At 40.5% G+C, this 20,466-nt stretch carries 18 protein-coding genes; 13 read left to right on the top strand and 5 right to left on the bottom strand.

Annotated features, from left to right (window positions below):
* Positions 1 to 6 precede the first annotated feature (6 nt).
* Positions 7 to 435, bottom strand: a complete 429-nt coding sequence (locus KUV80_RS14965; RefSeq protein ID WP_246625235.1) for an HIT family protein — start codon at positions 433 to 435, stop codon at positions 7 to 9.
* A 395-nt stretch (positions 436 to 830) separates the two neighbouring features.
* Between KUV80_RS14965 and KUV80_RS14960 the strand changes: the two genes are divergently transcribed.
* From KUV80_RS14960 to KUV80_RS14940, 5 genes are all read left to right on the top strand, one after another.
* A complete protein-coding gene (locus tag KUV80_RS14960; RefSeq protein WP_222463533.1) occupies positions 831 to 1,367 on the top strand; it encodes a PCYCGC domain-containing protein in 537 nt (178 codons plus the stop codon).
* A gap of 67 nt (positions 1,368 to 1,434) precedes the next feature.
* Complete coding sequence (locus KUV80_RS14955; protein ID WP_222463532.1) at positions 1,435 to 2,178, top strand: ABC transporter ATP-binding protein; 744 nt, start codon at positions 1,435 to 1,437, stop codon at positions 2,176 to 2,178.
* Entirely contained in the window at positions 2,175 to 3,392 is a 1,218-nt protein-coding gene (locus tag KUV80_RS14950) for an ABC transporter permease (protein ID WP_222463531.1), read from the top strand. The genes KUV80_RS14955 and KUV80_RS14950 overlap by 4 nt, the downstream gene beginning before the upstream one ends.
* Positions 3,393 to 3,491: 99 nt before the next feature.
* The gene (locus tag KUV80_RS14945) at positions 3,492 to 4,859 is read left to right on the top strand and encodes an FAD-binding oxidoreductase (RefSeq protein ID WP_222463530.1); all 1,368 of its coding nucleotides are present in this window, start codon (positions 3,492 to 3,494) and stop codon (positions 4,857 to 4,859) included.
* Between the two features lie 61 nt (positions 4,860 to 4,920).
* A complete protein-coding gene (locus KUV80_RS14940) occupies positions 4,921 to 5,652 on the top strand; it encodes an EcsC family protein (RefSeq protein ID WP_222463529.1) in 732 nt (243 codons plus the stop codon).
* A 72-nt stretch (positions 5,653 to 5,724) separates the two neighbouring features.
* On the opposite strand, the gene KUV80_RS14935 is transcribed toward KUV80_RS14940, so the two are convergent.
* Complete coding sequence (locus tag KUV80_RS14935; RefSeq protein WP_077363426.1) at positions 5,725 to 6,156, bottom strand: ferritin-like domain-containing protein; 432 nt, start codon at positions 6,154 to 6,156, stop codon at positions 5,725 to 5,727.
* Between the two features lie 245 nt (positions 6,157 to 6,401).
* On the opposite strand from KUV80_RS14935, the gene KUV80_RS14930 reads away from it, so the two are divergent.
* Together KUV80_RS14930 and KUV80_RS14925 are read left to right on the top strand one after the other, a co-directional pair.
* A complete protein-coding gene (locus KUV80_RS14930) occupies positions 6,402 to 6,692 on the top strand; it encodes a DUF3243 domain-containing protein (protein ID WP_425308993.1) in 291 nt (96 codons plus the stop codon).
* A 119-nt stretch (positions 6,693 to 6,811) separates the two neighbouring features.
* The gene (locus KUV80_RS14925; protein WP_222463527.1) at positions 6,812 to 7,519 is read left to right on the top strand and encodes a phosphatase PAP2 family protein; all 708 of its coding nucleotides are present in this window, start codon (positions 6,812 to 6,814) and stop codon (positions 7,517 to 7,519) included.
* Here KUV80_RS14925 and KUV80_RS14920 read toward each other — a convergent pair.
* Complete coding sequence (locus KUV80_RS14920; RefSeq protein ID WP_222463526.1) at positions 7,497 to 8,414, bottom strand: diacylglycerol/lipid kinase family protein; 918 nt, start codon at positions 8,412 to 8,414, stop codon at positions 7,497 to 7,499. The two genes, KUV80_RS14925 and KUV80_RS14920, sit on opposite strands and share 23 nt — an antisense overlap.
* On the bottom strand, positions 8,411 to 8,902 hold the full coding sequence (locus KUV80_RS14915; protein WP_222463525.1) for an antibiotic biosynthesis monooxygenase family protein: 492 nt from the start codon (positions 8,900 to 8,902) through the stop codon (positions 8,411 to 8,413). The genes KUV80_RS14920 and KUV80_RS14915 overlap by 4 nt, the downstream gene beginning before the upstream one ends.
* Positions 8,903 to 9,059: 157 nt before the next feature.
* Here KUV80_RS14915 and KUV80_RS14910 point away from each other — a divergent pair, with 157 nt between their 5' ends.
* Positions 9,060 to 11,285 (top strand): transglycosylase domain-containing protein, encoded by a 2,226-nt coding sequence (locus KUV80_RS14910; protein WP_222463524.1) that lies wholly within the window; start codon positions 9,060 to 9,062, stop codon positions 11,283 to 11,285.
* A gap of 251 nt (positions 11,286 to 11,536) precedes the next feature.
* Here the strand turns inward: KUV80_RS14910 and KUV80_RS14905 are convergent, their stop codons facing one another.
* On the bottom strand, positions 11,537 to 14,764 hold the full coding sequence (locus KUV80_RS14905) for a M36 family metallopeptidase (protein ID WP_222463523.1): 3,228 nt from the start codon (positions 14,762 to 14,764) through the stop codon (positions 11,537 to 11,539).
* A gap of 323 nt (positions 14,765 to 15,087) precedes the next feature.
* Between KUV80_RS14905 and hemE the strand changes: the two genes are divergently transcribed.
* The 5 genes from hemE to KUV80_RS14880 all read left to right on the top strand — a co-directional run bounded on the left by hemE (position 15,088) and on the right by KUV80_RS14880 (position 20,433).
* On the top strand, positions 15,088 to 16,122 hold the full coding sequence (hemE, locus tag KUV80_RS14900; protein ID WP_222463522.1) for a uroporphyrinogen decarboxylase: 1,035 nt from the start codon (positions 15,088 to 15,090) through the stop codon (positions 16,120 to 16,122).
* A 7-nt stretch (positions 16,123 to 16,129) separates the two neighbouring features.
* Entirely contained in the window at positions 16,130 to 17,071 is a 942-nt protein-coding gene (gene hemH, locus KUV80_RS14895) for a ferrochelatase (RefSeq protein ID WP_222463521.1), read from the top strand.
* A 5-nt stretch (positions 17,072 to 17,076) separates the two neighbouring features.
* On the top strand, positions 17,077 to 18,483 hold the full coding sequence (gene hemY, locus KUV80_RS14890; protein ID WP_222463520.1) for a protoporphyrinogen oxidase: 1,407 nt from the start codon (positions 17,077 to 17,079) through the stop codon (positions 18,481 to 18,483).
* 103 nt (positions 18,484 to 18,586) lie between these two features.
* Positions 18,587 to 19,864, top strand: a complete 1,278-nt coding sequence (locus KUV80_RS14885; protein ID WP_222463519.1) for an ATP-binding protein — start codon at positions 18,587 to 18,589, stop codon at positions 19,862 to 19,864.
* The gene (locus KUV80_RS14880) at positions 19,864 to 20,433 is read left to right on the top strand and encodes a TetR/AcrR family transcriptional regulator (protein ID WP_222463518.1); all 570 of its coding nucleotides are present in this window, start codon (positions 19,864 to 19,866) and stop codon (positions 20,431 to 20,433) included. Before KUV80_RS14885 ends, KUV80_RS14880 begins: the two co-directional genes overlap by 1 nt.
* The last annotated feature ends 33 nt before the right edge of the window (positions 20,434 to 20,466 follow it).

Raw genomic sequence — 20,466 nt, 5'->3', positions numbered from 1 at the left:
GTAAGGTTAGTTCTTGATGTTTTCTTGAATATTTTGAGCGATGTCAGTCATTTCTTTGGCAGGGAGGTCCTGAGTTTTCCATACAGCTCCAAAACCGTCGCCAGAACCATACCGAGGAATAAAGTGCATATGGTAATGAAACACTGATTGTCCAGCTGCTTCTCCATTATTGTTTAAGATATTTAGGCCAATTGGATTAAACGCCTGTTTAATACTTGAAGCAATCTTTGGTACGACTGAGAAGAGAGTGGCTGCTGTTTCTTCAGAAAGCTCAAAGATATCTTTTGAATGTTGTTTTGGAATGATTAAGGTATGCCCTTTTGTAACCTGGCTGATATCTAAAAAGGCAAGAACGTTTTCATCTTCGTACACTTTGTAGGATGGAATGTCACCTGCAACAATCTTGCAAAAAATACAGTTTGAATCATGGGACAAGTAGCTCACCTCATTTTTTTTATCTATCATAACACACATTTCTTATGGAAAAAATAAAGAAGAAGAGTCCTATTCATAAATAGAACTCTCCTTCTTATAGAGGTTAGAGAAGAAAGGAGAACATGAAAACAAAACAATAAGATTTTTTAGCCATGCACCTCGATGTTAAGAATTTGAAATTGCTCAAGCACTAAATAGTCCAAGAGAACCATCTCCTTAAAAGAAAGCATATATAAAAAATCTAAAACCGTTGTATCTTTCTCCTTGAAGAAGGGGGGATACCTTCTTCAACTATATCTTGTCCAAGTTGTCACATATGTTATACATATAAAAATGGAAAATAGGTCGAGAATTACGCTATTATAAGGAAAGAATGTACAAAAGGAGGAACCTCCATGAAAAGAAGACAACTGGTCGTTACAATGACACTGGCAGCTGGTTTCCTAATTGCAGGTTGTGGTAATGAAAAGAAGGAAGTACAGAATGATCATCATGAGCATGAAAAGCAACACAATGAAAGTGATTCAGCAGTACATCAAAATCACCTTCCGAATGGAGATATACAAGAGTTAACAGCATCGATTGATACAATGCCCCGCTTTTTAAAGGATCATTCCAAGGAAATCGGTGCCATTTATGCCGCTGCACCTCAATTCAAAGAGGTATTGGAATCCATGCCTTGTTATTGCGGGTGTGGGGAATCTGCTGGTCATAGGAATAACTACGACTGCTTTGTAGCGGAAAATAAAGAAGACGGCGAAATCGTTTGGGATGATCACGGAACAAAGTGCGGCACTTGTCTCGAGATTGCAGCCGTTAGCATGAAAGAAGCTGCAGCCGGAAAAAGTACTCTTGAGATCAGAAAAATGATTGATGAAAAGTATAAAGAAGGTTATGCAAAACCCACTCCAACCCCAATGCCTGCTTCATAACGGGTAAAACAGTGAGTATGGTAAATAATAGGGAAGTAAACCATTATAGGAAAAAGGAGGGAACGAGATGAAACCTATCCTTGAAGTTACGGATTTAACAGGTGGCTACCTGCCAAATCAGCCTGTTATTCATCACTTGGATTTTTCTGTAGGAGAGAGTGAAATTGTAGGGCTGATTGGTCTGAACGGGGCAGGTAAAAGTACGACAATCAAGCATGTTCTTGGTTTGATGGAGCCGATGTCTGGAAGTTCAAAAATCATAGGACAAACCTTTAGAGAAGAACCAGAAGAGTATCGGAGCCAGTTCACCTATATTCCTGAGATGCCTATTTTATATGAAGAACTTACGCTATGGGAGCATCTAGAATTAACGGCTATGGCATATGGGCTTGAGGAAAAGACTTTTTTAACAAGAGTCCGTCCATTGTTGGAAGAATTTCGAATGGATAATAAAATCAAGTGGTTTCCGAATCAGTTCTCAAAAGGTATGAAGCAAAAAGTGATGATTCTTTGTGCGCTGTTAGTAGAGCCAAGGCTTTACATAGTTGATGAACCATTTGTAGGGCTAGATCCGCTAGGGATACAGTCTTTCCTTGAGTATATGGTTACCTTTAAAAACAGCGGTGCGGGAATCCTCATGTCGACACATATCTTATCTACAGCAGAAAGATATTGTGATCGTTTCTTAATCATGCACGAAGGAAGAATAGTACTTAGCGGAACATTGCAGGAATTGAGAGCAAGAAGTGGATTAACTGATGCAACGCTCGATGATATCTACCTGCATGTTGCACGGGGACAAACAACATGATAGATGTTACAAAATTATGGAGTAAACGTCGAAACGCTCATTTGACCCAAACCTTAAAATACTTCAGTTTGATGGCAAACAGCGGACTTATTGTTTCATTAATTTTACTTATCGTGATTGGCAGTGTGTATTATGCGAAGCTTCTCCAAGCACTGCCTAACGGTTTTCCTGCCGTTTTGATTTTAACCGTATTTTTCTCTTTCTGGCTGACAAAAAGTCCAATCCGAACGTTGCTGAAAGAAGGAGATCTTGTTTTCTTGCTGCCTGTAGAATCGGGAATGAAGCACTATTTTTCCAAGAGTATCTCTTCAGCAATGCTTACAGGTGCTTTCTCTACACTCTTTTTGTTTACCTTAACGTGGCCAATCGTGCAAGTATTTATTAGAGACGGCTGGAAGATGTATGCGGTTTTCAGTTTCTTTTTAATCACTGCTAAAATGTTTAATCTATATGTTGCTTGGGAAGAAAGAAGACTTCCTTATAAAAGTCATCAATTGAATTACCGAATCATGAGATTTATAGTGAATTTTGTTTATGTTTATCTGCTGTTTAACGAAGCGTATCTGTTTTTGATCGCGATGTTTGCCATCATGTATGTGTTAAAGAATTTTGTGTTTGAATTCTTTAAAAAGATGCACGGCTATCAATGGGAGATGCTTCTTGCAGAGGAGCAGACATTGAAGATGAAGGGCTATCGTCTTGCGAACTATTTTACGGATGTCCCGGCACTTAAACAAACGATTCATAAACGACAATGGTTAAACACACTTGGTACTTTTTCTTTTAAAAAAGGTAACAGCATGTCAGCACTCTATATGAAAACGTTCATCCGTTCGGGTGATTATTTAGGTTTATACATCAGGCTGATCTTAATAGGTCTCTTATTCCTGTACCTCGTCCCAGCAGGTTGGTGGCAGCTGGCTGTAGTTCTATTATTTTTTCAAATGCTGTCACTCCAATTATTCACGCTGTACACCCAGTACAGATGGAATGTAAGTTTTATCATCTATCCCATAAAGCCGGCTGTGAAAATTGCCGCATTCGTTAGATGGTTAAAAAGTTTATTGCTGCTCCAAGGAACGGTTTATGCCGTGTTTTATTGGGTAATGACAGGAGACTGGCTTGTTGCATTATTCATGCCTGTTGCAGCATTTGTCTTCAGCTTAATACGCTTGCCAGCTCTGACAAAAAAACATATCTCTCTTACTTCCTAACCTTAAACAAAGGGTTAGGAATTTTTTATTTGATAACAAAACATAGGCGTCTTTCATACTTTATATGAAGCGGTTTTTTTATAAAGGGGGAGCCACCTTATGTCAAAGTGCAAATTAACCGGGAGGATTGTTACACCTGGGGACCCAGATTATGATTTGGCACGAGAAGAGTTCAATACACGGTACGACTTGTTTCCAAGAATCATTAATTTTTGCCAGACTACAAGAGATGTCTCAAACGCAATATGCTGGGCAAGAGCGAAGAACGTCAAGTTTAGAATTCGTACAGGTCGTCATAGCTATGAAGCTTATTCATCATTAGATGGCGGCTTAGTAATCGATATTAGTGAGATAAACGATATAAAAGTTGACCATAAAAAGAACAGGGCAAGATTAGGAGCAGGGTCTCTCTTATACCCGCTTTACGAAAGATTATATGAAGAGGGTGTAACCATACCTGGAGGTACATGTCCATCCGTTGGCCTTTCAGGACTCACACTAGGCGGGGGATGGGGAATGCTGACACGTCCATACGGAATGCTGATCGATCAATTAGTAGAAGTAGAGATGGTGGATGCTAGGGGAAGAATCGTTGTAGCAAACAAAGAAAAGAATGCTGACTTATTCTGGGCATCTAGAGGCGGTGGCGGAGGCAATTTTGGAGTTGTAACGTCACTCGTTTTCCATGTGATCCCAATAGATCAAGTATCCACGTTAAGTATTACATGGGATTGGAAGGGATTTGAACCTGTTGTAGAGGCATGGCAAAGCTGGGCGCCCTTTACAGACTGCCGTTTAACGGCAATTATCGATATTCTTGCTAAAGATAAAGGGGAATTACGAGCTCTTGGAGAATTTACAGGATCGACTATAGAATTATGGCGGCTCGTTCAACCTTTACTCGATGCATATCCGCCGAAAAAGGTCGAAATCAAAAGTGTTCCTTATATTGATGCAGTAAAGATGTTTGGGGGAATGATGCCTGGAATGGAAGAGTATGCCGTGAGCCATGGAGATCCGGATGCACATCCTTTTAAAAATACGGGAGCTTTTGCTAAAAAACTATTGCCTCCAGAGGGAATACGCATCTTGAAAGACTTTCTATCCAACTCACCAAGTCCAGACAATAAAGTGCAGCTTCAGGCCCTTTCAGGTTGTGCAGGTCAGTTTAGTCCTACAGAGACCGCATATGTGCATCGAAAAGCTTTATTCAGCTTGCTGTATATAACAAAATGGGATAATGAGAGTGAAGCAAACATAAATACGAAATGGGTAGAAAAATTAAGAAATAGGTTATTGCCTTTTGCCGATGGTGCTTATGTTAACTTTCAAGATAATAGTATAAAAGATTGGCTAGAGCAATGTTATTTTGTAAACTTACCAAGATTAATAAAAGTAAAAACAAAATACGATCCAGAAAATCTTTTTAACTTTCCGCTATCCATTCCTGTTGCCTGCAGAAAATAATGGTATCAGCTTGAAACTTGAAAACTGTTTCGGACGTAATAGCATTGAGAGGAGGAGTTAGATGAACACATACGAACAACACGTTTTTGAAGAGCTGAAGAAATGGGAAGTCGAGATGTCGAAGCAGCCTTCCCTTTGGAACAAAGCAACAAAGTCGATCCAGACGAAAATTAACGAAAAAATACCTCAAAAAGTACATGATGTAATTACAGCAAGCATGAAACATATGATTAAAGCTACCTTAATCGGTTCAGAATACACAACGAAGAGAACGACAATGCTCGATACAAATCTTCGTGAAAGAGATGAAAAATTAAAAGAACGACTCGCTTTTTATAAAAAAACAGCTGCTGTTGAAGGAGCGGGTACGGGTGCCGGTGGCATTTTACTGGGACTTGCAGATTTTCCTTTACTTCTTGGCATAAAAATGAAGTTTCTTTTTGAAGCCGCGAGCATTTATGGGCTTGATGTAAAAGATTACAGAGAACGTATTTTTATTTTACATGTGTTTCGTCTAGCTTTTTCCGATCCACATAAAAGAAAAGAAGCCTTTGAAAAGGTCGTGTTCTGGAAAGAAACGTTAAACGAATTTCCGGAGATTCCTAGCTCCATCGACCAGATCAATTGGCAGGAGCTGCAGCAGGACTATCGAGATCATATTGATTTGATTAAAATGCTTCAGATGGTGCCAGGATTAGGTGCAATCGTAGGTGCATATGCCAACTATCACTTTTTAGAAGATTTAGGTGAAGTCGCACAAAATTGCTTCAGGTGGCGTTTGCTGATCGACTAAAAATCAATCCTTCAATAAATAAACAAAGCACCTCCATCAAATGGGGTGCTTTGTTATCGTTTATTTTAAGAATTAGAATCGGCTATCGCTTAGTAAGCGGTCCATTTCTTCTTTATGTTTTGTTTCATCTGCAATCATGTCTTCAAGCTGTACGACTAATTCTGTCAGCTTTAGATTTGATGCTTGTTCTTTACGTTCTTCATATCTTCTGATTGTGTCTTCTTCTGCATTACGTGCTTCTTCAAGCATTTCACGAACGCTTTCTACTTGTTTCACTGGCTTTGGTTGAGTTGTTGGCGTACCGCCAAGTGTTTTGATTTTTTCTGCTAAGTAGAGGGCATGTCCCTGCTCATCCGAAATTTCACTCTGAAAGAATGGTTTTAAGATTTGACGGTACAATCCGGAAACTGTTGCTGCATTGTGATTGTACATAATAATTGCAGAGTACTCATTTGCAAGATCCTCGTTTAGTCCGTCAATTAGTGCTTGTAAGTCTTTTTCCATTTGTATAACCTCCTGAATCTTGTCTTTCAAAAGTATCCTTCCCTTATTATGAGAATCATAAACAGGACGAATCACTAAGAAAATATGCAATAAGTAAACTGTACAAAAATGTTTAAGAAAGCAGTAAAACGGTAAAAAGACTAACAGGCCTAAAACATTCGTTAAACAAAGGTCATACACAAAATTCTCAAGGAGGTAACAAAATGGATAGCAGACACATGGTGGACAAAGAGCGTGATGTTGACATGAGTAAGGTTGAGGAAACAGCAAGCCGCATGAGTGAAAGCAAGAAAGATGAAATTCTTTCTAACTTTGAAGAATTCAAAAGCTACTTGCACAGCAAAGTAGAAATTGGAGAAAAAATGGGTATGAGTGAAGAAACTCTTGCAAAAACAGCTGAAAAAGTAGCCGACTATTTAGCTGCACATGAGGAACCTCGAAACTCTGAAGAAAACTTACTTAAAGAATTATGGAAAGTTGGAGAGCAGGAAGAACGACACAAGCTTGCTCATATGCTCGTAAAACTGGTTAAATAAAAGTACATGACTGAAGCTGCTTGTACAACAGGCAGCTTTTTTTCATATTTAAATGGTGTTTAACGATAACCGATACAGTGAAAACTTATGGTAAAACTGTTGAAAAATGAGGGATTCATATGCTTCGCGAAATGGCCGATAAATTACCTTTTCCTATACTCCCCGTCCTCTATATTCTAAGCGGATTATTACTCTCTTATTATTCTTTAGAAGTCTTTTTTGAGCTGTCTGAAAATCTGATGGAAGAAGAAAGATTCAGATTTGATCAGGTTATCATCCAATATGTTTCAAACATCAGGAATGATTCTATAACAGAAGTGATGAAATTCATTACTTTTTTAGGCTCTATCACCATTCTGACAATTTTATTGGTCGGGAGTCTTGTATGGCTGATTGTTAAACGGAAAAATTATTGGGAAGCTATTTTCTATATAATAGCTGTAGCAGGCGGAGGTCTGATAAATCTTGGACTGAAGCATTGGTTTGGGAGAGTGAGACCGGAAAACAGTCTCATTATTGAGCAAGGCTTTAGCTACCCAAGCGGACATTCGATGGGCAGTTTGATTTATTATGGATTTTTAGGATATTTAATCGTAAGGAGTCAACACGGAAGATGGCTAAAATTTATTTTTAGTACGGTATTTATTGCATTAATTATTTTGATTGGGTTTAGCCGCATCTATTTGGGTGTCCATTACCCTTCCGATGTCCTTGCAGGCTTTTCTGCAGGAACGGTCTGGCTGTTATTATGTATCGGGGGTCTTGAATCGATAAAGGCCTATAAAAAAAGGACGCTTCCTTTTTTTAAAAGGAAACATCCCCAGTAAGTGATACGAGATGCTTTTGAAGGCATCTGACAGTAGAAGGTGTTTTATATTCCCGTTCCCCATCACAATCTATTAACTGATGGGGGGCGGTTTTTATATGGACTTCTGAACTTTGAAAATAATGATACCCTTCTCCTTGAACAGAATTGTCGGTCAACCGATTTTGAAGAACATCCCATACAAAGGAAACAGAAGGTTCTTTAATTAATAAACAATCCAGTTTTCCGTCCTGTATATCAGTATCAGGGAAAAAAGGTTTGATTCCGCCTGTAAATGGTCCGTTCACCGCTAAAAACATAGCTGCCTGACCCTCAAATTGGAACTCCTCTGCTTGTATTTGGATCGAAAAAGGCTCCCACGTTTGTAAAGATTTTGCGGCAGATAAATAATAGGAAAGCCTTCCAAAGCGATCTTTCGTGTCAGGATCAATAGACTCTGATACATGTGTAATTAATCCGATGCCCCAAAAGTTTGTGAAATATTGCCCATTAAATTCACCTATATCAATATGTCGAATCTGTTTTTGACAGAGTTGCTCAGCAGCTTTAACTGGATTTTGGTTCATTCCGAGCGCGCGTGAAAAATCGTTGCATGTTCCGCCGGGAATAATACCGAACGCTGGAAAATCTCCTTCAAGAGAAAGAAGTGCTTCGGCAACCTCATGTACGGTACCGTCACCACCAGCGGCAATAAAAACATCTGTCTCTTGCTGCAATTGTTTTACATACGTTGCCCCTTCACCCGGTTCTTTTGTTTCATAGACCTGGACTTCATAAAATCCCTTCTTTAACTCGGTCAATACGTTTTCCCATTGGTTGAGAAGCCGTCCCTGACCTGCACAAGGATTCAAAATTACGCTAGCACGGTTTAGTGATGAAGTATTCCTGCTACTCATTGGACTACACTGTATTCTTTTACAAATGACTTGCCAGAGAAAAGGGTTTCTGGAAGTCCTTTAGAGGTGCCTCTGTCTTTATGGGCTTCTTCATAGGCTTTTGACTGCTGCCAACTGATAAAGTCCGCATGGGATGCCCAAAGAGTCATTACGATATAAGGATCTTGATGCAGCGGCCGTAGAACTCGGATGCCGATAAAACCGGGCTCCTTTTCCACAAGACCGGCTCGATTTTGAAAGCGTTCTTCAAAGAGACTTCTTCCATCTTCTGAAACTGGTATGTGGTTCATTACTACAAAACCTGCGCCAGATAGAGAGCCTCTCCCATTTATAATTTCATATTCGTGTTTTTCTGTAAACGGATTCTCTCCTTCTGTTTCATAGACTAGGGCGGAGTTAGAATCACCTTCAAGCAGGAGAGCTTGGTCATATTTTTCTTGATAACTAGATAGATAATCGGATGTTCCATACGTGATATATGTGTTCATTTGCTTATCCCTGCCTTTATATTGATTTACCTTTGTTTTACCCATCCCTCATGGCTATTAAACAGAGCAAGAATTTGGCGGCTTGTAATATACTTTCCATCTAAGGGAAAATTAGATAAAATGTACTTTTCGACCTAGAAAGAAAAGAGGATTGGTTATGGTAAAGAAAAGTCTCATCGCCCTCGGTATTTTAGTCGGTTCATTGATCATCGGATTTTTTGCTTATTTGTTTATTATTATGGCAGGCGATTATGTAATCGACGAGAAAAATCTTGTAATGGACTCAGCGACTTTGCTTGTAAACGAGAACGGTGACAAAATCACAAAAATATATGATGAAAATCGGGAAATCGTAGGAATTGAGGACATTCCTGTTCATGTTCAGGAAGCCTTTGTGGCAGTAGAAGATTCCCGTTTTTATAAACATAATGGTATAGATGTTAAAGCCATATTACGTGCCATCTATAAAGACATACTAGCAGGAAGCAAGGTAGAGGGTGGAAGTACGATTACCCAGCAGCTTGCAAAAAATGTTTTTTTATCTCATGAAAAGTCATGGCTTCGTAAAACTAAAGAAGCGATTATTGCGATCAACTTAGAAAGAAGATATTCCAAAGACAAGATTTTGGAGATGTATTTGAATCAAATTTATTTTGGCCATGGTGCCTACGGAATTCAGCTAGCTTCCAAAACGTATTTTAATAAAGATGTAAATCAGTTAACAATCGCAGAAGGTGCGTTATTGGCAGGACTGCCTAAAGCTCCAAATCATTATTCTCCGATTAAGCACCCTGAAGCGGCAAAAGAACGCCGTGACTTGGTTCTTGCACTTATGGAAAAGCAAAACTATCTGTCACCTTCAGAGACGGTGCGTGCACAAGGGAAAACGATCGCATTAAACGTGTATCAAGAAGAACGCAATCCTGCTTATTCAACGTATATTGATATGGTTATAAAGGAAGCGAATGAAAAGTATCACATCTCTCGAGAGGAATTGAGACAAGGCGGCTACAAAATTGTTGTCCCGATGGATCCAGCCACACAGATAGCGGTCTATAACCGTTTCCAAGATGGACGTTTCTTTATCGGCACTGGCAAGGAAAAACCTGAAGGGGCAATGGTCCTGATGGATGGCAAAACAGGGGGACTTGTAGCTGTCCAAGGCGGGAGAAACTATGTAACAGAAGGATTGAATCGAGTGGTCGTTAACCGTCAGCCAGGTTCAACATTCAAACCCCTTTCTGTTTATGGTCCGGCTCTTGAATCTGAAAAATATAAGCCTTATTCTATGCTGCGTGATGAGGAATTAAGTTATAACGGGTATGAGCCAAAAAACTATAATGGCAAATATGATGGACAAGTGTCCATGGTAAAGGCAATTACTAATTCCGTTAATTCATCTGCCGTTTGGCTTTTAAACGAGGTCGGTGTTTCTTATTCGAAAAAGTACTTAAAAGAACTCGGGATGCCGATTGAAGATAAAGGACTTGGTATCGCACTTGGTGGAATTGATCACGGTGTCAGTCCTTTACAAATGGTCCAGGGATACCGAAGTTTTTTACATGAAGGAAAAACGATTGAACCTTTTGTGATTAGCAAAATTTACAACCACGAGGGTGATCTGATCGGCAAGTCAAAAGCACAGGAACAAAAAGTCTGGAAAAAGCAGAATGCATGGTATATGACGCGCATGCTGCAGCAGGTTGTGAAGAACGGAACAGGTTCTGACGGCCCGGAAAATATGGAGATCGCCGGTAAGACAGGTACGACAAACTATCCAAATGTTGATAAAGGCAATAAAGATACATGGTTTGTTGGATACACGCCTGAAATCGTAGGTGCGGTATGGATTGGTTATGATAAGACAACGAAGGAAACGTATTTAAACAGCGGGAGTGCTCAGCCTACTCTTTTATTCAAACAAGTGATTAACGAGATTCCATCACAAAAAGGGCTGACGTTTAAAAAACCTGACGGAGTAAAGGACTTAGAACCACCCATTGAACTGATTGAAATCAATGATCTCGGTGCAGCCATTGGAGTAGGTGATTTTGGGATGCCTTCTGTGAAGCTAAGCTGGACACCATCCAAAGATGAGCGTCTTCAATATAAGATTTATTCTGTGAATGAAGGAGAGACCACTTATTTAGATACGGTAAAAGGGCAAGGGGAGTTCACGGCGTCAGGAAAGAATCTGTTTACACTCCCTGATTTCTATGTTGTTCCATACAATCCTCTAACAAAAGAAGAGGGACGGCCTTCAAATGTAGTTTCCATTTCACTTTTCCAAGGCTTCGGGAACGATGAGGATGACGATGATAAAAAAGAGCGGGGAAGAGAAAAGAATAAAGAAAAAAAGAAAAAGAAGCGGGATGACGACTAAAGAAGGAGATGGCCTTGAGGGCTGTCTTTTTTTTGAGTGAAGTGTTTGCGATTTGAGTGCGTGTTCGTGTTCGTCGAAATTTGCCGAAAAATCCATAAAAAAATTTGAGGGATCATAAAAAAAATTGAAGGATCATAAAATTATTTGAAGGATCATAAATGTTCCTGAACACACAAAAAAAGATGGGCGGTTTGCCCATCTTTTCCAACCTTACACTCAATATGAGGACACTTGGCTTAGGCCAAGTACTATTAATTCGCAAATGGACTTCGCACGTCCACTGTGAACGGTACATTTGCTCCCGTATAAAGTCCAACATAGATATAAGAAGTTCCAGCTGGCACGACACCTGATTCATTTGCTCCAGCTGTTGCGATGCTGCCTAATAAATTAAAGGAAGAATCGTAGAAGAACACATCAAGATCATGAGTGCCTCCTTCAGGTCCTGCAACAGTTATATTGTGGAGACCGTCCCTGTATTGTTCAGGAAGGCTTACAACATAGCCATCTGCTCCTTGTGAGGCTGGTTCAGGATTCTGTGTAGAAACAAACTCGTTTTGTGTCACGCTGCCTGTAGCATCTATATCGGCTAAGCTTCCGATTCCTGTTGCCGGGTTACCTGCTAAAATGACACCTTCGCTCGAAAACGGCTCAGTAACGACTGGCGGTAAAGCTGTCACTTTGGATGAACGCTCAGCAAACACTTGAACTTCAGCAACTTGCACGTAGCCGAATGAATTATCTTGGGCATTGTTTGCAATGAACTTAACAAAGTTTGCTTTAACCGGTTCAGCCAGATCAAAGGTTTTGTAGTGAAGATCAGGTGTTGCTGGACGAGGCTTGCCGGCTGTAAACGTTCCTTCTTTTACAGTTGTCCAGTTTACACCGTCAAGTGAAGTTTGGACTGTAAAATCTTTTAATGCAGAAAATCGTCCTTTTGTCATATCTTTAAACGCACTTACTTGAACACTTGAAACAACAGCTGGTTTGTTGCCAGCGAGATCTACTGCAAATTCAGACCCAGTAAATCCACCTTCTTTTGTTTGTGAAATAAAGACTGTTCCTTCTGTGTCATCCAATGCATTCTTTGCAGGATGGGTTTCCGTTTCATCTGATATGGAAACAAGTTCGGCTCCGTTTGCTGTTGATGCTAAGTTAGGTGAAAGTGTAACATCTAGACTTTCAATTTTACCTGCTGTGATTGCTACATCTTTAAAGGTAGTAGCACCGAATCCCCGAGCTTGAATCGTAACATCATAGGTTCCTGAAACGATTGGCAGACTAAAGCCGCCTTTTTCCCCAGATAAACTGACAGGACTTGTTCGCGCTTCATATTGTCCGATGATGATTTTTGCATCTTTAACAGGTTTTTTAGTTGATGCATTAATGATTTTTCCAGCCAGCATACCATTTTGCCCAGAAACAGGATGATCATAAGAAGGAGTTGGATCTGTGTCGTCACCAGATAATGATTTAGCAGAAGCCCCAAGTCCTCGTTGGGCAAAAGCTTTCCATAATAAATCATAATGCTCTCCGCCGTAACGGTCTTGATCAGCAGCCAAAATAGCCGTCCGCATATCATCCATTGAAGGGTCTGGAGCTGAGATCGGCATGCTGTCCATTACAATGTGCTCTGCCACTTTTTCTCCTTCTTCTTTTCCAAGAGCTTGAATTAAGCTTTCTCTTACATGCCAGAGGATGGCCGACCAAATTTCGCCATCAGCATGTACTTCTGGTCCGACAATATCAAAACCAATATCACCGAAATGAAGAGGTGCATCATCAAGTGCCCAGCTGCGTATTCCTCTTTCAGAATTTCCTGTTACATATGCTCCAACGACTGGATCTTTTTGGAGACCGTTTTTCACAAGATAATGCATGCCGAACCAATCGCCCCAAGCTTCACCCATCGAACCTGCTTGATGACTGTTCAAAGATTCTCCACCAGCTACATAGCGGTTTGATAGGGCATGGCTGTATTCGTGATAGATGATTCCTGCATCAAAGTCACCGTCTGCATATTCACCTTCAAATGCGCCTTTAATCGGTTCCCATAAAAACATTCCACTCCAGGCTGGTATTCCATCAGGAAGTGTAAGCATATAGGCATTGTCGCGTCCTGTATAGGTTGGTTCTCCCCCTGAAGCTGCACCGGCTTGGACAAGTCCTAAAATAGGGTCTCCATCCATACCGCCTTTGCCGAAGTTAGCAGCTTGAAGGTTGCCAGCTGATTCTGTCCATCCGAGTTTATAAAAATAATCGTGGAACAGGTTGTGATGATAGAACAAATTGGTTGTTGCACTATAAGCATCTTCTGCATAAGAAGGTGGTGTAGCTTCACCTTTTGTTTCATGCCAAGCGTCTTTAAACGGAAATTTAAATTGGCCAAGCGGGTTAACCGGTCTAACAAGTCCAGGACCCTCAGGGACAAGGAAGTTACTCCAGTTTGCATACGTATCAGCATTGTTTCCGATTGTAGTCATGCCAGCATCGTTTGTTGGCAATAACCAGCCTTGCGGAGAGGCAATAGGATCTCCTTTTAATGACTTAACGATTTGTGTACCTCCAAGTGGGGAGCCTGGATAATTTTCAAAGATTAAGCCTTCTGGATCCAGGTTTTGAACTAAGGAACGTTCAAATAAAGTTTCGCCCGTAACAGCATCTACGACGACTTCTTTCCCTTTGTTTAATTTTTCAATGAAAAGTACGCGGTAGGCAGGTCTCACACCGTTAGCTGTGACAAAAGCAGATTTCTTCACACGTTGCACAGTTGGTAGTGATTCGCCGGCTGCATATTCCTCCCACCCCTGTTTTGTACCTTTTAACGAAGGGGAGTAGTTTAGTTCAGGGAGATGTTCCTTAACGACTGATAAAAGAGCATCCTTGCTTGATAGTTTGTGTGCCTCATCGAGTGCATCTGCTCGGGCAGCATTTGACGCAACAGAAAGAATGCGTCCTTCTTTATTAACAGAGACTATGATGCGTCCGCCGTTTGCAGATTCAATTCCTGAAAAGGTCTGCTGGAAAACGACAGGCTGAAGTCCACTTCCAGGAATGGAATGACTCTTGATGATCGAAAGCGAGTCTGCTTGTTCTGAACTAAGACCGAACAGTTCTGCGTTGGATTTAAGCCAGTTTCGGGCAATTGTATCGCTGTTATAACTTGAAGGAGCGGTTAAATAACCCTTGTTCTTGGTTATAAAGGATGGTGTGCCAAATGTTGAATTCCATGATATTTTTGTACCAGTCCCTGCAGATTGAATAAACGCATTTGCAGCTTGAACTTGAGAATCCGTAGGCAGGACTGCAGGTAAGCCCTTTCGAATATCAAATGCTTCGTGCTGGTGTTCGACTGCCTCTTTTGAAAGTTCATTCGATGACAAAGCGTTAACAGGCACGTTGGTTCCTGTGAAAAGTTGGGAAGCGACAAGTGCTGTGGAGAGTGTCGCGCCACCAATTGCTTTTTTATTTACGGACATTGCCTTCACTCCTTAACGGAATTTTCTGACTTTTATTACCGTTATTAAACAACTGCAGAGGAAGACAGTCAATGACTTGGAAGAAAGATAGTGCTTTACCCTCCAAACTTTAGCCCCAAGTAATAGGCCGAGTATACAACTAAGGATATAGGAAGGTGTAATAAATTTTCATTTTGCCAAAATCATGACAATTAAGCGTTGTGCCTATACTTTTATTATGAATTCCCTTACAATGTGTATGGATATTGACGTTATAGCTTATTAGATAAATGGCTGGAAGAAACATTAGGAGCTTTTGGTCTTGATAGAAAGGTGTGTACGTTTTGACAATAAATGAAGAGTTTTTGAAAGCGTGTCGCAAGGAGAAGAATACACATGTTCCAGTTTGGTACATGAGACAGGCGGGTCGTTCTCAGCCTGAGTACCGTAAATTGAAGGAAAAGTATTCACTCTTTGATATTACACATAGACCTGAGATCTGTGCTGGTGTTACGAAGCTTCCTGTGGATCAGCATGGCGTGGATGCGGCTATTCTTTACAAAGATATTATGTCACCTGTGCCTGCAATCGGGGTAGATGTAGAAATCAAATCAGGAATCGGCCCTGTTATCGACAAGCCTGTAAGAAAAAGAAAAGATGTTGAGCGTCTAGGAACGATCGATCCTGAAAAAGATGTACCTTACGTTTTGGAGACGATTAAGATTTTGCGTCAGCAATTAGAAGTACCTCTTATTACGTTTGCAGGAGCTCCTTTCACATTAGCAAGCTATATGGTTGAAGGTGGTCCTTCACGTGATTATCATAAAACAAAACAGTTAATGTATTCCGATCCAGAAAGCTGGTTCATGTTGATGGACAAGCTAGGGGACATGACCATTTCATATGCGAAAGCTCAAATTGCAGCTGGTGCCCAAGCCTTTCAAATTTTTGACTCATGGGTTGGCGCATTGAATGCTGCGGATTACCGAAAATATATACAACCAGTTATGCATCGGATTTTCTCAAGCCTGCGTGAAGAAAACGTACCATTGATTCTTTATGGAACAGGTGCACGCCATCTAGTGATGGAGTGGAACGAGCTACCGATCGATGTAATCGGCCTCGACTGGAGAATATCACCAAAAGAAGCTCGTCAAATGGGCGTTACTAAGGCGCTTCAAGGAAACTTGGATCCTTCCTTGCTGCTTGCTCCTTGGGAAGTAATCGAAGCGAGAACAAAAGAAATTTTGGATGAAGGAATGGAAGAACCAGGATTTATTTTCAACGTAGGTAAAGGGATTTTTCCAGAAGTAAACATTGCGACTCTGAAACAGTTAACGACCTTTGTTCATGAATACACGTCTAAAAAACTAGGGTGAGTAAAAAGTGATGAAAAAGATTACCGGAATACTCGTGATGGCATATGGTACGCCAAGAAGTCTTGATGAGGTTGAAAGCTATTACACACATATTAGACGGGGACGTAAGCCTTCACCTGAACAGCTTCAGGAATTAACGGAAAGATACGAGCAGATCGGCGGAATTTCTCCTCTAGCAAAGATTACGGAAGACCAGGCACAGAAACTAGAAGAAGAAATGAATCGCCGATACCCAGATCGGGAGTTTAAGAGCTATTTAGGTTTGAAGCACATCGATCCTTTTATCGAAGATGCCGTACAACAGATGAAAGAAGACGGTATTGAAGAAGCGATAACACTCGTTCTTGCTCCTCATTATTCTACGTTTAGTGTTAAATCGTACAACGGGCGTGCTGTCGAAGAATCTGCTAAGATAGGCGGACCTGCTTTTGTTACAATAGACAGCTGGTACGATGAGCCTAAATATGTTCAATATTGGGCAGATGGCATTAAACAAATGTTTAAACACATCCCCGAAAGTGAGCATGATCAAGCCGTTGTCATTTTCTCAGCACACAGTTTGCCTGAAAAGATTCTACAGATGGGTGACCCGTACCCTGAGCAATTGAAGGAAACAGCAGACTTGATCGCAAAGAGTGCGGAAGTTTCTCATTATACGATCGGGTGGCAAAGTGAAGGCAACACGCCTGACCCTTGGATTGGACCAGATGTTCAAGACCTTACTCGTGACTTATATAATAAACATGGCTACAAGCATTTCATCTATTGTCCGGTTGGCTTTGTTGCGGACCACCTTGAAGTTTTATATGACAACGACTATGAGTGTAAAGTGGTTACTGATGAGTTAGGCGTGCAATATTACCGTCCTGAAATGCCGAATGCAAAACCTGAATTTATCGACTGTTTGGCAACGGTTGTGGAAAACGCACTGCCTAAAGAAAGTTTGTGAAATCGATGGGCAACGAAAAGCACGTAATCATAATGGGCGGCGGCATTACAGGTTTAGCCGCTGCCTTTTATGTGCAAAAGTATGCAAAAGAAACAGGACAACCTGTAACGTTCACATTGCTAGAAGGCAGTGAGCGGCTTGGAGGCAAGATCGACACGATTGTACAGGACGGCTTTGTGATCGAACGGGGACCCGATTCCTACCTTGCCAGAAAAACGGTTATGACTGAGCTCATAAAAGAGATTGGTCTAGAGGACGATCTTGTATCAAATGAAACAGGACAAGCGTATATCCTTCACAATAACAAACTGAATCCCATACCAGAAGGGGCAGTAATGGGCATTCCGACGAAAGTGATTCCTTTTGCTTTTACGCCTCTATTCTCAGTCTTTGGCAAAGCAAGAGCTACATTCGATCTCGTTCTGCCAAAACGGTCAGATCTCAATAAAGATGTTTCTGTCGGTCATTTTTTCAGAAGACGCCTTGGAGACGAAGTGGTGGACCGGCTGATTGAACCTCTTTTATCAGGGATATATGCCGGGAAAATCGATCAATTGAGTCTGAAGTCAACTTTTCCACAGTTTGTAGAAACAGAAAAAAAACATAGAAGTTTGATAATAGGCATGAAAAAATCCCAGCCTAAAATGGTTAAGAATCATGGAGCTGGAAAGAAAAAAGGCGTGTTTATGACGCTTAAAAATGGTTTATCTTCTTTGATTTCAGCTCTTGAAAATTCTTTGCCGAGTGAGTGTATCCAAAGAGGGCTGAAAGCGACCTCTGTCGCTCGTTTAGAAGACGGAACATACCAGGTGCATATGGAAGATGGCTCAACGGTTACAGGAGACCAACTGATTGTTACGACACCCTATTCTATAACCAAACACCTATTTAACGATATTTTGTTTCCTCCAGAACTTCACAAAACAAAACCAACCTCAGTCGCCACGGTCGCGATTGGCTTCAATGAAGAGGATGTGACCTTCCACTTAGATGGTACTGGCTTTGTGGTCACTAAAAGTGAGAACACCTCCATAACTGCTTGTACGTGGACAAGTAGGAAATGGCCACACACGACCCCTGATGGAAAAGTGCTGTTGCGATGCTATGTGGGCCGTGCTGATGATCAAGATATCGTACATGAATCAGATGAAGTTATTTTGGGAAAAGTTTTAGCGGACTTGAAAGCAAGTATGGGGATTGACGCGCAACCAGAGTTCTATTACGTTTCACGGATGATTGATTCGATGCCTCAATATGAAGTGGGTCATCAAGAGCGTGTAAAGGAATTGAAAACGGCGTTTACAAAGAACCTGCCTGGCGTTCTTTTTGCTGGTGCACCTTATGATGGGGTAGGCCTTCCGGATTGTGTGAATTCTGCCAAAAAAGCAGCAGACTCTTTGTTTGCCAAATAAATAAAAAACGTTTAAACGACAAATGGATAAGTTTGTCGTTTTTCTTATTTTTTTGTAGAATGATTCTGCTATACTGAAGAAAGAAAAAAGGGAGGGGAGCAACATGCAGGCATTTATAGAACCTTTATTTGTAAACATTGCAATCGTTTTCTCATTTACGCATCTAGTGAATATGTTCTTCCCTCTGCATCCTGGTGCCATTCCTGATATTAAGAATAAGGTTGTCTTTGGAGCAATAAGTGGTATTGGTGCACTTGTTTGTATGGTATACCCGATCGAAACGCTTAAGGATGTTTATTTTGACCTTAGAAACGTTCCAATCATGATTGTGACACTGTACGCAGGCTGGCTGCCGGGTGCTATTTGCTCTTTAGTTGTTATCCTAGCAAGGGTTGGAATGGGTGGAGAATATGTTTGGCTCGGTATTATTCTCACTTTATTAGCTTACATTGTCAGCCTAGCGTATCAGAACTTTTTTGATGAAGATAAAAAAAGGTGGATTTCGGCTATTTATATCGCTGTCATCTATACCTTATTTTATATGCTATTTATACATACGTATCTTAATTTTCTATCTCTGGAATTCTATCTTATCTATTTTTCTTGTTTCTTAATCGCCTTTTTTTCATGTATCTTTCTTATCGAAAGACTTGTCAAAATCAATATGCAATTAAAAGAAACGGTGTATTTGGATAAACTAGCAGTAGCCGGACAGATGGCAGCGGCTATCGCGCATGAAGTTCGAAATCCATTAACAACGATCAGAGGGATGATACAATTTCTCGGCAGTACAACAACCGACAAAAAATTAAAAGAACACTCACCACTTTTAATCAATGAACTGGACAGAACAAATAAGATCATTACTGATTATTTATCGATGGTAAAGCCAGATGTTCCAAAGCTTGAAAGAATTCATTTGAAACAAGTAATAAAAGATGTGGTTTCCTTAACAGCTCCTTATGGTGCCATCCATAATGTAGAAGTAACGTTAAGTGATATAGGGTCTTATGAAGTTTGTGTAGATGAACAAAGATTAAAGCAGGGGCTAATAAATATTATTAAAAATGGAGTAGAAGCTATAGAGGATACAGGAACTATTCATCTATACAGATATAAAGTAACAAAGAGAAATATCATCATCGCCATTGAAGACAATGGTAAAGGGATGACAAAAGAAGAGCTTGAGCAAATAGGACTTCCATTCTATACAACAAAAGCAAAAGGTACAGGCTTAGGTATGATGGTAACGTACAAGCTGATTGGTGGTATGGGCGGCAAGCTGAGCTATGAAAGTGATGTGGGGACAGGAACAAAAGTCCTTTTATCGTTACCTTTATGTACGAAGTCTGGTAAAGGGCCAGAAGAGGTGATAAACTAATGGATCGCAGAAGAAGTATTTTAGAAGCAGCTGAACGATCTTTCTCTATGTTTGGATATAAAGCGACTACGGTTGATCAAATCGCAAAAATCGCGAACGTGGGGAAAGGAACGATCTATACTTTTTTCGCAAACAAAGAGGAGTTATTCTCTGAAATCGTTACAAGCCTCGTGAAAGAAACGAAACTCGCAGCATCAGAAGCGATTAAGGAAGATCGACCATTTTATGAAAATCTTCATTATGCTTTGTATGAAGTGATCGAGTTCCGGAAAACACATGTATTGGCTGTAAAACTATCTCAAGAAGTAAAAGAGATGAATTCATCACCTGTGACAGAAGCGTTGCAACGCATTGAAAAGGCTGTCTTAAGCTTTGTGCAAAAAGAACTGGATAAAGCGGTAGAAAAGGGTGAACTAAAAGAATGTCCTACAGATATTGTGGCATTTATGATGGTGAAGCTGTATATCGCTCTAATCTTTGATTGGGAGAAGGATCATCCTGCTATACATAAGGAAAAGATGCTTGAAGTTCTAGAAATGTTTGTAATGGATGGCCTGCGAAAATCATAGTGTTGCAGAAGCTGTAAAAACGTGATAGATTTA

It is taken from the genome of Fictibacillus nanhaiensis, from assembly GCF_019801215.1.
GTDB lineage: Bacteria > Bacillota > Bacilli > Bacillales > Fictibacillaceae > Fictibacillus > Fictibacillus nanhaiensis_C.
Note: the sequence above shows the minus strand (reverse complement) of the source record. Positions and strands in the feature narration are given on the sequence as shown.